Raw genomic sequence first — 13,248 nt, 5'->3', positions numbered from 1 at the left:
ATTATGGCTGTTCAGCAGAACAAAAAATCCCGCTCTGCCCGTGACATGCGCCGTTCGCACGACGCCCTGTCGGAAAACGCGCTGTCGGTAGAGAAAACCACCGGTGAAGTTCACCTGCGTCACCACGTTTCGCCAGAAGGCGTATACCGTGGTCGCAAAGTGGTCGACAAGGGCGCTGACGAGTAATCCTTGTCCGCTCAGGTCATCGCGATCGACGCAATGGGCGGGGACTTCGGTCCCCGCAGCATTGTCCAGGCTAGCATTGCCTGCCTTTCGGCTACCCCCTCGCTGCACCTGACCCTCGTCGGTCAACCCTCCCTCCTTGAAGATCTCGTCAGTGGCCTGCCAGCTGCGGATCGCGCGCGCCTGCAGATTGTCGCCGCCAGTGAGGTGGTCGGCATGGACGAGCGGCCATCCCAGGCGTTGCGCGGCAAGCCGGATTCGTCGATGCGCATCGCCCTCGAACTGGTACGCGACGGAAAAGCCCAGGCCTGCGTCAGTGCCGGCAATACCGGGGCGCTGATGGCGTTGTCGCGCTTTGTGCTCAAGACTCTGCCGGGTATCGACCGGCCGGCCATGGTGGCGGCGATCCCGACCCAGACGGGTTACTGCCAACTGCTCGATCTGGGCGCCAATGTCGACTGCAGTGCCGAAAACCTCTACCAGTTCGCTGTAATGGGCTCTGTGGCTGCCCAGGCTCTGGGTGTGCACCGGCCAAGGGTCGCGCTGTTGAATATCGGTACCGAGGACATCAAGGGTAACCAGCAGGTCAAGCTGGCTGCCACGCTGTTGCAGAATGCCCGCGGCCTCAACTATGTCGGTTTCGTCGAAGGGGATGGCCTGTACCGGGGTGAGGCAGACGTGGTGGTGTGCGACGGTTTTGTCGGCAACATACTGCTCAAGTCCAGCGAAGGCCTGGCGACGATGATCGGTGCGCGCATCGAAAAACTGTTCAAGGGCGGTGCTTTTGCCCGCGTTGCCGGAGCCGTTGCCATGCCGCTGCTTAAACGTCTGCAAGCCGACCTGGCGCCGGCGCGGCACAATGGGGCGAGCTTCCTGGGGCTGCAGGGTATCGTTATCAAGAGCCATGGTTCGGCGGGCGTGCAGGGGTTTCAGAGTGCCATCCAGCGGGCGCTGATCGAAATTCAGGAAAACCTGCCGCAGCGGCTGCATGGCCGCCTTGAAGACCTGTTGCCTTAGGCATTTCGCCGATGAAGTGCTTAAATGTGACCGCTTGGTCTGTGTTTCCATCCAAGTTTTCAGATTCCGCGCCTGGCCTCGGGCCTGGCGCACACTATCCGACGACAAGATCATAAGGGCTTGTTCAATGTCTGCATCCCTCGCATTCGTCTTTCCCGGTCAAGGTTCCCAATCGCTGGGCATGCTCGCCGAGCTCGGCGCCGAGAAGCCAGTGATCATCGAAACCTTCAAGGAAGCGTCCGAAGCGCTCGGCTACGACCTGTGGAAGCTGGTCCAGGACGGCCCGGAAGAGCAACTTAACCAGACCGACAAGACCCAGCCGGCGATCCTCACCGCGTCCATCGCGTTGTGGCGCCTGTGGCTGGAAGAGGGCGGTGCCAAGCCTGCCTTCGTTTCCGGTCACAGCCTGGGCGAATACAGCGCTCTGGTCGCCGCCGGCAGCATCAGCCTGAAAGACGCCGTTCGCCTGGTCGAGCGCCGCGGTCAGCTGATGCAGGAAGCCGTACCGGCCGGTCACGGCGCCATGGCTGCCATTCTCGGCCTGGACGATGCTGTGGTCGTGGAAATCTGCGCCGAAGCCGCTGAGGATGAAGTGGTCAGTGCCGTGAACTTCAACTCGCCTGGTCAGGTGGTCATCGCCGGCAACAAGGCTGCGGTAGATCGCGCCATGGAACTGTGCAAGGCCAAAGGTGCCAAGCGCGCCCTGCCGCTGGCGGTCAGCGTCCCGTCGCACTGTGCCCTGATGAAGCCGGCCGCCGAGCGCTTTGCCGATTCGGTCAATGCCATTGACTGGAAGGCCCCGCAGATTCCGGTGGTGCAGAACGTCACTGCCGCCGTCGCCGCCGACCTCGATGCCCTCAAGCACGACCTGCTGGCACAGCTGTACCAGCCGGTACGCTGGGTCGAGTGTGTGCAGACCCTGGCCGCCAACGGTGCGGTCAACCTGGTCGAGTGTGGCCCGGGCAAGGTACTGGCTGGCCTTAACAAGCGTTGCGCCGACGGCGTGACCACCTACAACCTCAACACCCCTGACGCCGTTGCTGCCACCCGTGCGGCACTGGCCTGATTTGGAGAAGCTTGCATGAGCCTGCAAGGTAAAGTTGCACTGGTTACCGGCGCCAGCCGTGGCATTGGCCAGGCCATCGCCCTAGAGCTGGGCCGCCAGGGCGCGACCGTGATCGGTACCGCCACTTCGGCGTCCGGCGCCGAGCGTATCGCTGCCACCCTGAAAGAGCACGGCATCACCGGCACCGGCATGGAGCTGAACGTGACCAGCGCCGAATCGGTTGAAGCCGTACTGGCCGCCATTGGCGAGCAGTTCGGCGCGCCGGCCATCCTGGTCAACAACGCCGGTATCACCCGCGACAACCTCATGCTGCGCATGAAAGACGACGAGTGGTTCGATGTCATCGACACCAACCTGAACAGCCTCTACCGTCTGTCCAAGGGCGTGCTGCGTGGCATGACCAAGGCACGTTGGGGTCGTATTATCAGCATCGGCTCGGTCGTCGGTGCCATGGGTAACGCAGGTCAGGCCAACTACGCGGCTGCTAAGGCCGGTCTGGAAGGTTTCAGCCGCGCCCTCGCGCGTGAAGTGGGTTCGCGTGGTATCACCGTCAACTCGGTGACCCCAGGCTTCATCGATACCGACATGACTCGCGAGCTGCCGGAAGCTCAGCGCGAAGCCCTGCAGACCCAGATTCCGCTGGGCCGCTTGGGCCAGGCTGACGAAATTGCCAAGGTGGTTTCGTTCCTGGCGTCCGACGGCGCAGCCTACGTGACTGGCGCTACCGTGCCGGTCAACGGCGGGATGTACATGTAATACTGCAACTCAATGTGACGGGTTTCGTAAAAAAAGAGTCATACTGCGAGCCTAAAATCCGTTATAAAGCTGCAACCAGATTCCAGGCAGCGGGTGGGGTGACTAGCCTGAAGGTGCGTTTCGCTTGAAAAGCGAACGTCTTTCTATAAAATTAGCCACCGGCCAGCTGCCTGACATATATCCATTAGGAGTGAAAACTAGGTATGAGCACCATCGAAGAACGCGTCAAGAAAATCGTCGCCGAGCAACTGGGCGTCAAGGAAGAAGAAGTGACTAACTCCAAGTCCTTCGTCGATGACCTGGGTGCCGATTCGCTTGACACCGTTGAACTGGTGATGGCTCTGGAAGAGGAATTCGAGACCGAAATCCCTGACGAAGAAGCCGAGAAGATCACTACCGTTCAAGCTGCTATCGACTACGTCCTGGCCCACCAGGCCTAAGACGCTACAGTCGACGCTACTTGTCGGGGAAAACCGCACTGCCTTCGCCGGCGTGCGGTTTTTTCTTTGCGAGCGCCTCGCGTTTTCAGGCTGCTTCGTTCACCGCGCACCAAGAGTCTGTTGCCATTGCATTCCAGTGCTTGAATGCAATGGCAAGAGACTCTGTTATTAGAAAAGGAGAGTACTGTGTCGCGTAGACGCGTCGTGGTCACCGGTATGGGTATGCTGTCGCCACTGGGTACCGATGTACCGAGCACCTGGCAGGGCATTCTGGCTGGCCGCAGTGGCATTGGTCCGATCGAACACACGGACCTGTCTGCCTACTCCACCCGTTTTGGCGGCTCGGTGAAAGGCTTCGAGGTTGAGCAGTACCTGTCGGCCAAAGAGGCCCGCAAACTCGATCTGTTCATCCAGTACGGCCTGGCGGCCGGTTTCCAGGCGGTGCGTAGTGCCGGCCTGGAGGTTACCGACGCCAACCGCGAGCGTATTGGCGTGGCCATGGGCTCGGGTATCGGTGGCCTGACCAACATCGAGGAAACCAGCCGCACCCTGCACGATTCGGGGCCGCGCCGCATTTCGCCGTTCTTCGTGCCGGGTTCGATCATCAACATGATCTCCGGTTTCCTGTCGATCCACCTGGGCCTGCAGGGGCCGAACTACGCTATCGCCACTGCTTGCACCACCGGCACCCATTGCATTGGCATGGCCGCACGCAATATCGCCTACGGTGAAGCTGACGTGATGATCGCCGGTGGCGCCGAGATGGCCGCTTGTGGTCTGGGCATGGGCGGTTTTGGTGCTTCGCGCGCGCTGTCTACTCGCAATGACGAGCCAAGCCGGGCCAGCCGCCCGTGGGACAAGGGCCGTGACGGCTTTGTGTTGTCCGACGGTGCTGGTGCCCTGGTGCTCGAGGAGCTGGAGCACGCCCAGGCCCGCGGTGCGACTATCTATGCCGAGCTGGTTGGCTTTGGCATGAGCGGTGACGCCTACCACATGACTTCGCCGCCTGACTCTGGCGAAGGCGCTGCCCGCTGCATGACCAACGCCTTGCGCGATGCCGGTATCCAGCCGGAAGAAGTCAGCTACATCAACGCCCACGGCACTTCTACCCCGGCGGGCGATGTGGCGGAAGTGGCGGCGATCAAGCGCGTGTTCGGCGAGCATGCCTACAAGCTGGCGGTCAGCTCGACCAAGTCGATGACGGGTCACTTGCTGGGCGCCGCGGGCGCGGTGGAGGCGATCTTCAGCGTGCTGGCAATCAATAGCCAGATGGCTCCGCCGACCATCAACCTGGACGAGCCGGACGAGGGTTGTGACCTGGACTTCGTTCCCCATCAGGCGCGCAGCATGCCGATCGACGTGGTGCTGTCCAACTCGTTCGGCTTTGGCGGCACCAACGGCTCGCTGGTATTCCGCCGGTTTGCCGGCTGATGCACAGCTGGATCGACGGCCAGCCTGCGACTGCACTCAACCTGCAGAACCGCGGCCTGGCCTACGGCGATGGCCTGTTCGAAACCATCGCTGTGCGAGGCGCCCGGCCCAGCTTGCTGGACGGCCACCTCGCACGCCTGGCGCTGGGCTGCCAGCGCCTGGCAATCAACGCCGACCTGGCGCTGGTGCGCGACGAGTTGCTGCGCTACGCCAGCCAGTTGGGCGAGGGTGTCGCCAAACTCATCCTTACTCGTGGCGACAGTCAGCGAGGCTATGCACCGGCGGTCGATGCTGCGCCGCGGCGTATCCTGCAAGGCAGCCCATTACCCCGCTATCCTGCCGAGCATGCCGAGCATGGCGTGCGGTTGTTCCCTTGCCAGACCCGGCTTGGGGAACAACCACTGCTGGCCGGCCTCAAACACCTCAACCGCCTGGAGCAGGTGCTGGCCCGTGCCGAATGGCAGGACAACGACCATGCCGAAGGCCTGATGCGTGACGCGCAGGGCAGGGTGATCGAAGGGGTATACAGCAATCTGTTTCTGGTGCGTGATGGTGTGCTGCTTACCGCCGACCTTAGCCGTTGTGGGGTGGCGGGCGTGATGCGTGCCGCACTGCTGGAACAGGCCCCACTGCTGGGTATTGCGGTACAAGTCTGCGACCTGTCGTTCGACGCGATGGAGCAAGCTGATGAAGTATTTGTTTGCAATAGCGTTTACGGCATTTGGCCTGTGCGTGGCGTAGCCGCGCTAAACTGGTCGCCGGGCCCGCTCACTCGTAAACTGCAGGCCGTTGCCCGTACGTTACTGGAAACCTGAATTCGTGAGACGTAAATTCCTGCTGTTGCTGGAAATGGGCTTGATCCTTGCCGGCCTGGCGTTTGGCTGGTCGGCCTGGAAGGTCAACTCGGTCCTGGAGCAGCCCTTGCACGTCACGCAGGAACGCCTGCTGGATGTGCCCAATGGCACTAACCCAAACCGCATGTTCTACAGCATGCAACGAGAAGGGTTGCTCGACGACGCCGTCTGGTTGCGTTTGTACTGGCGCTTCAACATGGCCGGCACCCCCCTGCACACCGGCGAGTATCGTCTTACCCCAGGCATGACCGTCGAGCAGTTGTTCGACGCCTGGCGCCGTGCCGACGTGGTGCAGTACAACCTCACCCTGGTCGAAGGCTGGACCTTCCGCCAGGTGCGCGCGGCCGTGGCCAAGCATGAAAAGATCAAGCATACACTCGATGGCTTGTCGGATGCCGAGGTCATGGACAAGCTCGGCCATACCGGCGTATTCCCCGAAGGCCGCTTCTTCCCCGACACTTACCGCTTCGTGCGGGGTATGACCGATGTCGAGTTGCTGCAGCAGGCCTACATGCGCCTGGACGAAGTGCTGGCCAAGGAGTGGGCTGAGCGTTCCACCGACCTGCCGTATCGTGACCCCTACCAGGCGCTGATCATGGCCTCCCTGGTAGAAAAGGAAACCGGCATTCCGCAGGAGCGCGGGCAGATCGCCGGTGTGTTCGTGCGGCGCATGCGTCTGGGTATGATGCTGCAGACCGACCCGACGGTTATCTATGGCATGGGTGAACGCTACAACGGCAAGATCACCCGCGCTGACCTGCGCGAGCCTACGCCCTACAACACCTACACCATGACCGGCCTGCCGCCGACACCGATCGCGATGGTCGGCCGCGAAGCGATTCATGCGGCGCTCAACCCGTCCAATGGCACCAGCCTTTACTTCGTCGCCCGTGGCGATGGCAGCCATGTGTTTTCCGACGACCTCGACGGCCACAACTCGGCGGTGCGCGAGTTCCAGCTCAAGCGCCGGTCGGACTACCGCTCCAGCCCCGCGCCGCAGCGAGAGGCAAAGCCAGCTGCCGATGATGCTGAACAGGCGTCGGGCGCCGATGACGCGCAGCGCCCTGAGCCCCCGGCAGCGGACGAGCCTGCTGCGCAGCCAGCCCCCGATGAAGCGCCCGCGCAGGATACCCCTGCCGGCGGTGCGCAAGCGGCCGAGCGGCCGACGCCTGACGAACAACATTAAGGACTGCCTGTGAGCGGCTTGTTTATTACTTTGGAAGGCCCCGAAGGTGCGGGCAAGAGCACCAACCGCGACTACCTGGCCGCGCGCCTGCGCGAGCACGGCCTGGACGTGGTGCTGACCCGTGAGCCAGGCGGCACGCCGCTGGCGGAAAAGGTGCGTGAACTGTTATTGGCCCCGAGCGACGAAGCCATGGCGGCCGACACCGAGCTGCTGCTGGTGTTCGCCGCTCGCGCCCAGCACCTGGCGCAGGTGATCCGCCCGGCGCTGGCCCGTGGGGCTGTGGTGCTGTGTGACCGTTTCACGGACGCTACCTATGCCTATCAGGGCGGCGGTCGTGGGTTGTCGGTCGAGCGTATCGCTACCCTGGAGCAGTTCGTCCAGGGCGACCTGCGCCCGGACCTGACCCTGGTCTTCGACCTGCCGGTAGAAGTGGGCCTTGCCCGAGCCGCTGCCCGTGGCCGCCTGGACCGATTCGAGCAGGAAGGGCAGGCCTTCTTCGAAGCGGTGCGCCAGGCGTACCTGCAGCGCGCCCAGGGTGCGCCACAGCGCTACAGCTTGCTTGATGCGGCACAATCCCTGGAGGCTGTGCAGCGTGACATCGACGCACTGCTGCCAGGCATTTTGGGGCGTTGCCGTGGCTGAGGCCTACCCCTGGCAGCAGGCGCTGTGGCAGCAACTGGCCGGGCGTAGCCGGCACGCCCACGCCTATCTGCTGCATGGGCCGCAGGGTATTGGCAAGCGGGCCCTGGCCGAGCGCCTGATGGCGCGCCTGTTGTGCCAGCAGCCGCAGGGTCTGGACGCTTGTGGGGCGTGTAAGTCGTGCCTGTTGCTCAAGGCCGGCAGCCACCCGGACAACTTCGTCCTCGAACCGGAAGAGGCTGACAAGCCGATCAAGGTCGACCAGGTGCGTGACCTGGTGGCTTTTGTGGTGCAGACCGCGCAGCTGGGCGGGCGCAAGGTGGTGTTGATCGAGCCGGTGGAGGCGATGAATGTCAATGCCTCCAACGCCCTGCTTAAAAGCCTTGAAGAACCTTCCGGTGATACCGTGTTGTTGCTGGTTACGCACCAGCCCAGCCGTCTGTTGCCGACGATCAAGAGCCGCTGCCAGCAGGTCGTCTGTCCGCAGCCCAGCCTGGCCCAGAGCCAGGCATGGCTGGCCGGCGCGTTACCCGACTGCGACGAGGTCGAGCGCGATGAGCTGCTGACGCTGGCCGCGGGTTCGCCATTGATGGCGGTCAGCTTGCAGGCGCAGGGTGTGCGCGAGCAACGTGCGCTGGTTACCGACGGGGTGAAGAAGTTGCTCAAGCAGCAGCAATCGCCCAGTCAGCTGGCCGATGCCTGGAGCAGTGTGCCGTTGTTACTGCTGTTCGACTGGTTTTGCGATTGGTCGCACCTGATCCTGCGCTACCAGTTGACCCAGGACGAGGAAGGGTTAGGCTTGGCCGATATGCGCAAGGTCGTGCAGTACCTGGCCCAGAAGAGCCGACAGGCCAAGGTGCTGGAGGTGCAGGCATGGATCCTCGAGCAGCGCCAGAAGGTGCTGGGCAAGGCCAACCTCAACCGTGCCTTGCTGCTTGAATCGCTGCTGGCTCACTGGCTGCAACTGCCGGGTGCCCGCTGATCTCCCATTTTTCATGTGTGCCGTTATCCCATGCTCGTAGACTCCCATTGCCACCTCGACCGTCTTGACCTCAGTGCCCACCAGGGCTCCCTGGATGCTGCCCTGCAGGCGGCGCGTGAGCGTGGGGTCGGGCATTTCCTGTGCATTGGCGTCAGTGCCGAGAATGCGGGGGCAGTGAAGGCGCTGAGCGAGCAGTACGCTGACGTCGACTGCTCGGTAGGCGTGCACCCGCTGGACCTGGCCCCTGGTGAAACCCCGGCGTTGGAATGGTTATTGCGCGAATTGGCCCACCCGCATGTGGTGGCGATTGGTGAAACCGGGCTGGATTACCACTACGAGCCGGAGGCTGCCGAGTTGCAGCAGGCTTCGTTCCGCCTGCACCTGGAGGCCTCGAGGCAGACCGGCAAGCCGGTGATCGTGCATACCCGGGCGGCGCGCGCCGATACCCTGGCGCTGCTGCGTGAGGCCAACCTGCCGCAGGCTGGTGTGCTGCACTGCTTTACCGAAGACTGGGACATGGCCAAGGCGGCGCTGGACCTGGGTTATTACATTTCGCTGTCTGGAATCGTGACCTTCCGCAATGCCGAGGCGTTGCGTGAGGTGGCGCGGCAGGTGCCTGTCGATCGCTTGCTGGTGGAGACCGATTCACCCTATCTGGCACCGATTCCGCACCGGGGCAAGCCGAACTTGCCGCAGTATGTGCGGGAGGTGGCGGAGTATGTGGCTTCCCTGCGTGGGGCCAGTTATGAGCAGTTGGCCGAGCAGACTACCGCCAACTTCAAGCGTCTGTTCCCGTTGGCGCGTGTGGATTGATTCACCGGGGTTAGAGATTGCGTGAGGGTTACAAGGTGCCTGCCACAGCCCTTGCAGCGCCTATGAGATCGAGCGCCGCCCGCGCGGCGCTCGATCTCACGGGCGCTGAAACTCTTGCGGCACGCACCTGACAGCCGTCACACCATCCTCCCCACAAAAACACAAAAAAAACCCGGGTTCTGGGGGAGGAATCCGGGTTAAGACCATTAGGAGTAAAACAAAGGTACGCGGTCCCTGAGCACCTTTATCGGCGCGCCACTGGGGGGGATGCGCCGCGCCAACACTTCAAGTATTGGTCAGGTTTGGCGCAGTGCCAGTGCATATTGGACGTTTTTTAAACAGATTTGGAATACGCCAACGTTTCATTCCTCCCGCAGCGCATGGCTGTATGTATCGTGAAACACAGACATGTGTGGATGATCCGTGCAATTTCCCGCAAGTTAGGCATAATAAACCGCTTCGATTGTCATCCAGTCCTTCCCATGCAGAAAGAACCTCGTAAGGTCCGTGAGTTTCGCCGTCGCGAACAGGAAATCCTCGATACCGCGCTCAAGCTGTTTCTCGAGCAAGGTGAAGACAGCGTCACTGTCGAGATGATCGCCGACGCCGTGGGCATCGGCAAAGGCACGATCTACAAGCACTTCAAGTCCAAGGCGGAGATCTACCTTCGCCTGATGCTCGACTACGAGCGTGACCTGAACGAGCTGTTGCACTCGGCCGACGTCGACCGTGACAAGGAAGCGCTGTCGCGCGCCTACTTCGAGTTCCGCATGCGCGACCCGCAACGCTACCGGCTGTTCGACCGCCTTGAGGAAAAGGTGGTCAAGGGCAATCAGGTGCCGGAAATGGTCGAGCAGTTGCACAGCATCCGTGCCTCCAACTTCGACCGCCTAACCCTGCTGATCAAGGGCCGAATCAGCGAAGGCAAGCTCGAAGACGTGCCGCCGTATTTCCACTACTGCGCTGCCTGGGCGCTGGTGCACGGCGCTGTGGCGCTGTACCACTCGCCGTTCTGGAGCAATGTGCTGGAGGACCAGGAAGGTTTCTTCCAGTTCCTGATGGATATTGGTGTGCGGATGGGCAATAAGCGCAAGCGCGACCCGGAACCCTCGAACTGAGCATTGCACGAAACTGCATGGGCCCTGTGGCAGCGGGCACGCCCGCGAACACCGGCGCAGCCGGTGCCAGCCACCGCGTTTGATTCTTCGCGGGTACGCCCGCTGCCACAAGTACTGCATCGTGGGTTCTCTGCGCGCCAGCGCAGCCTGCAGCGTTCGGCTATCGCTTGAACATTCGGCATTGTTCATTGGGGGCTTGCAAAAACCTGATTTATGAGTCAGGTTTTGCCAGCCCCCTCATCCATGTCGGAGTCACTCATGATCGTCGATCGTCAAGGCAGGCGCTTTCGCAACCTGCGCGTCAGCCTGACGGCTGCCTGCAACTACGCCTGTACCTACTGCGTACCTGACGGCAAGCGGCTGGTGGCGGCGCAGGACGAGCTGTCGGCGGATGCCCTGGCCCGTGGCGTGGCCTATCTGATCGAAGCTGCCGGCATCGAGCGCCTGCGCATAACTGGCGGTGAGCCATTGGTTAGCCCGCGTCTGGATGCCTTTCTGGCTGCCGTGGCCAAACTCGACCTTGACGACATCTCGCTGACCACTAATGGCCAGTTGCTGGCGCGCAAGTTGCCGCAACTGCAGGCGGCCGGGATTCGTCGGCTGAACGTTTCCCTCGATACCCTCGACCCGCTGGCTTTCCGCCAGATTGCTCGTGGCGGCGACCTGGGTACTGTACTGGACGGAATGGAGCGGGCGAGCGCCCTGGGCATGCGAATCAAGGTCAACATGGTGCCGATGCGAGGGAAAAACCTCGATCAGGTACTGCCGCTGCTGGATTACTGCCTCGCGCGCGGCTTCGAGCTGCGCTTCATCGAACTGATGCGCATGGGCCATCTTGCCCATGATCGCAACGCCTTCCTCCAACAGTTTGTCGGCCTCGACCAACTGCTTGCGCTGATCGGCGGCCAACATACCTACGCCCAGGTGGATGCGCCGCTGGACGCCACTGCCATGCGTTACCACATCCCTGGCAGGGGCCACTTCGGCGTCATAGCCAACGAAAGCGTGCCGTTTTGCCGTACTTGCTCGCGGCTGCGCCTGTCTTCCACGGGCTGGCTGCATGGCTGCCTGTCGTCTGGTAACCGGCACTTCGTCGGCGACCTGCTGGAAAAGCCGCGTCATCAGGCGTTGCCGGCCTTGCAGCGGTTGTTGGTCAAGGCATTGGCAGACAAACAGGACCTGGCCTTTTCCGGCGGCGTGACGGTCATGAAAGTGATCGGTGGCTGAAGCTGGCGCAAAAGCTGCATCCGCCGGCTATTCGCCGGTTTTTCGTCGCCGGCCACTGGAGGAAAGATGCGTAGCCTGGTCTTGCTGCTGGCGCTGATGGCGCTGGGCGGCTGCATGAATGTCAGTGATATGGGCGAGGGCGTCCGCTATCACATGAGCGATGCCGGTTTGCTGGACCACAGCGAAACCCGTCGCACCTTGTCGATCCGCCTGCAGCCTGATTCATTCATCTTCATCGGCCAAGGTGCGTTCGTGCCGCCGGGCAAGGGGCCGGCGCCTCGGCAGAATGCAGTGGCTCAGCAGGCGTTCAAGAGTTTCGTTGAATACTTCCCGATGGTGCGTCGCGCCCAGGGGCCGCTGGGCCTGGAAGAGGCCATTGCCCAGGCGCGCTCGGTAGGCGCCGACTACCTACTGTACACCCGCTTCGCTCGTACCGACGATCGCATCGGCAATGGTGACGAGTGGTATGACGAGCAGGCCGTCGACCGTCTGGGCTGGGACACTGGCGTGGTGCAGATGATGCTGATCGAAACCAATACCCGCTACCTGATCGACACCGCACGCATCAAGAGCCGTGGCGGTTTGTTGACGTTCCACGACAACACCCCGGAGGATTTGCTTGGCGCGCCGATGCGCGAGTACGCTCGTAGCCTCTTGGGCATGAGTGAATGAGGCAAGCGTGATGAGTGACTCCGGCAAGGCCAATGACCTTCTGGCGCAGATCCCCAAGGCCAAGGGGCTGCCGCCGGTGCACCTGTGGAACCCGGATTTCTGTGGTGACATCGACATGCGCATCGCCCGCGACGGCACCTGGTATTACCTGGGCACGCCGATCGGGCGAAAGCCGATGGTGCGGCTGTTCTCGACCATCATTCGCCGCGATGGCGATGACTATTTCCTGATCACCCCGGTAGAGAAGGTCGGCATTCGTGTCGACGATGCGCCGTTCGTGGCCGTGCTGCTGGAAGTGCAGGGGGAAGGCGAACAACAGGTGCTGCGCTTTACCAGCAATGTCGAGGACCAGGTCGAGGCCGGTCCGGATAACCCTCTGCGGGTGGTGATCGACCCGGTGACGCAGGAGCCATCACCGTATGTGCTGATGCGCAGCAACCTGGAGGCGCTGATACATCGCAATGTGTTTTACCAACTGGTGGAGCTGGCGGTGCCGCGTGTGATCGAGGGGGAGGAATGGTTGGGCGTATGGAGCCAGGGTCAGTTTTACCCGATTGGGCGTAGTCGTTGAGGGCTCTGGGGCTGGATGGTGCATGTCTTGGGTTTTGTGCTGCCCGGCAGATCGAGCGCCGCCCGCGCGGCGCATCGCGAGCTGCGCTCGCTCCTACGTTTGTTTCGGGCCAGTAACGTCTGTTACAGGCGCGCGCGACCGCCTTGTTTGTACGACGTGATATTGCGCCATGCGCCAAGGCGTCCGCGCGCAAATGGCACAGGAATGATTGGCCAGAAACAAATGTAGGAGCGAGCACAGCTCGCGATGCGCCGCGCGGGCGGCGCTCGATCTACCAGGCGCCGACATACTTC

General features: G+C 62.3%; 15 protein-coding genes. All 15 read left to right on the top strand.

Annotated elements, in window-relative coordinates; translation table 11 throughout:
• The first annotated feature begins 3 nt into the window (after window positions 1-3).
• The 15 genes from rpmF to GST84_18920 all read left to right on the top strand — a co-directional run bounded on the left by rpmF (window position 4) and on the right by GST84_18920 (window position 12,955).
• Window positions 4-186 carry a 50S ribosomal protein L32 gene (gene rpmF / locus GST84_18990; protein ID XGB14296.1) on the top strand — a complete coding sequence of 61 codons (183 nt, stop codon included), beginning with the start codon at window positions 4-6 and terminating at the stop codon, window positions 184-186.
• 3 nt (window positions 187-189) lie between these two features.
• A complete protein-coding gene (gene plsX / locus GST84_18985; GenBank protein ID XGB14295.1) occupies window positions 190-1,200 on the top strand; it encodes a phosphate acyltransferase PlsX in 1,011 nt (336 codons plus the stop codon).
• 127 nt (window positions 1,201-1,327) lie between these two features.
• Entirely contained in the window at window positions 1,328-2,266 is a 939-nt protein-coding gene (gene fabD / locus GST84_18980) for an ACP S-malonyltransferase (protein ID XGB14294.1), read from the top strand.
• Between the two features lie 15 nt (window positions 2,267-2,281).
• Entirely contained in the window at window positions 2,282-3,022 is a 741-nt protein-coding gene (fabG, locus tag GST84_18975; GenBank protein XGB14293.1) for a 3-oxoacyl-ACP reductase FabG, read from the top strand.
• Window positions 3,023-3,225: 203 nt separating this feature from the next.
• Window positions 3,226-3,462, top strand: coding sequence for an acyl carrier protein (gene acpP, locus GST84_18970; protein XGB14292.1), 237 nt, complete (start codon window positions 3,226-3,228; stop codon window positions 3,460-3,462).
• A gap of 186 nt (window positions 3,463-3,648) precedes the next feature.
• Window positions 3,649-4,893: a beta-ketoacyl-ACP synthase II gene (gene fabF, locus GST84_18965; GenBank protein ID XGB14291.1), complete on the top strand. Its 1,245-nt coding sequence runs from the start codon at window positions 3,649-3,651 to the stop codon at window positions 4,891-4,893.
• Complete coding sequence (gene pabC, locus GST84_18960) at window positions 4,893-5,708, top strand: aminodeoxychorismate lyase (GenBank protein ID XGB14290.1); 816 nt, start codon at window positions 4,893-4,895, stop codon at window positions 5,706-5,708. Before fabF ends, pabC begins: the two co-directional genes overlap by 1 nt.
• A 4-nt stretch (window positions 5,709-5,712) precedes the next feature.
• Window positions 5,713-6,933: an endolytic transglycosylase MltG gene (gene mltG / locus GST84_18955; GenBank protein XGB14289.1), complete on the top strand. Its 1,221-nt coding sequence runs from the start codon at window positions 5,713-5,715 to the stop codon at window positions 6,931-6,933.
• Between the two features lie 9 nt (window positions 6,934-6,942).
• Window positions 6,943-7,575, top strand: a complete 633-nt coding sequence (locus tag GST84_18950; protein XGB14288.1) for a dTMP kinase — start codon at window positions 6,943-6,945, stop codon at window positions 7,573-7,575.
• Window positions 7,568-8,554 (top strand): DNA polymerase III subunit delta', encoded by a 987-nt coding sequence (locus tag GST84_18945; GenBank protein XGB15807.1) that lies wholly within the window; start codon window positions 7,568-7,570, stop codon window positions 8,552-8,554. The genes GST84_18950 and GST84_18945 overlap by 8 nt, the downstream gene beginning before the upstream one ends.
• Window positions 8,555-8,584: 30 nt before the next feature.
• Complete coding sequence (locus GST84_18940; protein XGB14287.1) at window positions 8,585-9,367, top strand: YchF/TatD family DNA exonuclease; 783 nt, start codon at window positions 8,585-8,587, stop codon at window positions 9,365-9,367.
• Between the two features lie 482 nt (window positions 9,368-9,849).
• A complete protein-coding gene (locus GST84_18935) occupies window positions 9,850-10,485 on the top strand; it encodes a TetR family transcriptional regulator (GenBank protein ID XGB14286.1) in 636 nt (211 codons plus the stop codon).
• Window positions 10,486-10,743: 258 nt separating this feature from the next.
• Window positions 10,744-11,712 carry a radical SAM protein gene (locus GST84_18930; GenBank protein ID XGB14285.1) on the top strand — a complete coding sequence of 323 codons (969 nt, stop codon included), beginning with the start codon at window positions 10,744-10,746 and terminating at the stop codon, window positions 11,710-11,712.
• A 66-nt stretch (window positions 11,713-11,778) separates the two neighbouring features.
• On the top strand, window positions 11,779-12,384 hold the full coding sequence (locus GST84_18925; protein ID XGB14284.1) for a DUF4823 domain-containing protein: 606 nt from the start codon (window positions 11,779-11,781) through the stop codon (window positions 12,382-12,384).
• Between the two features lie 10 nt (window positions 12,385-12,394).
• Window positions 12,395-12,955 (top strand): DUF1285 domain-containing protein, encoded by a 561-nt coding sequence (locus tag GST84_18920; GenBank protein XGB14283.1) that lies wholly within the window; start codon window positions 12,395-12,397, stop codon window positions 12,953-12,955.
• Window positions 12,956-13,248: the final 293 nt, after the last annotated feature.

Origin of the sequence: Pseudomonas putida (assembly GCA_041879295.1) — a bacterium.
Classification (GTDB): Bacteria; Pseudomonadota; Gammaproteobacteria; order Pseudomonadales; family Pseudomonadaceae; genus Aquipseudomonas; species Aquipseudomonas putida_Y.
Note: the sequence above shows the minus strand (reverse complement) of the source record. Positions and strands in the feature narration are given on the sequence as shown.

Excerpts from the sequence above, each read along its gene's own strand:
- rpmF (XGB14296.1), top strand. The coding sequence starts at position 4 with ATGGCTGTTCAGCAGAACAAAAAATCCCGCTCTGCCCGTGACATGCGC.
- GST84_18940 (XGB14287.1), top strand. The coding sequence starts at position 8,585 with ATGCTCGTAGACTCCCATTGCCACCTCGACCGTCTTGACCTCAGTGCC.
- acpP (XGB14292.1), top strand. The coding sequence starts at position 3,226 with ATGAGCACCATCGAAGAACGCGTCAAGAAAATCGTCGCCGAGCAACTG.
- pabC (XGB14290.1), top strand. The coding sequence starts at position 4,893 with ATGCACAGCTGGATCGACGGCCAGCCTGCGACTGCACTCAACCTGCAG.
- GST84_18930 (XGB14285.1), top strand. The coding sequence starts at position 10,744 with ATGATCGTCGATCGTCAAGGCAGGCGCTTTCGCAACCTGCGCGTCAGC.
- fabG (XGB14293.1), top strand. The coding sequence starts at position 2,282 with ATGAGCCTGCAAGGTAAAGTTGCACTGGTTACCGGCGCCAGCCGTGGC.
- GST84_18935 (XGB14286.1), top strand. The coding sequence starts at position 9,850 with ATGCAGAAAGAACCTCGTAAGGTCCGTGAGTTTCGCCGTCGCGAACAG.
- GST84_18920 (XGB14283.1), top strand. The coding sequence starts at position 12,395 with ATGAGTGACTCCGGCAAGGCCAATGACCTTCTGGCGCAGATCCCCAAG.
- GST84_18925 (XGB14284.1), top strand. The coding sequence starts at position 11,779 with ATGCGTAGCCTGGTCTTGCTGCTGGCGCTGATGGCGCTGGGCGGCTGC.
- fabD (XGB14294.1), top strand. The coding sequence starts at position 1,328 with ATGTCTGCATCCCTCGCATTCGTCTTTCCCGGTCAAGGTTCCCAATCG.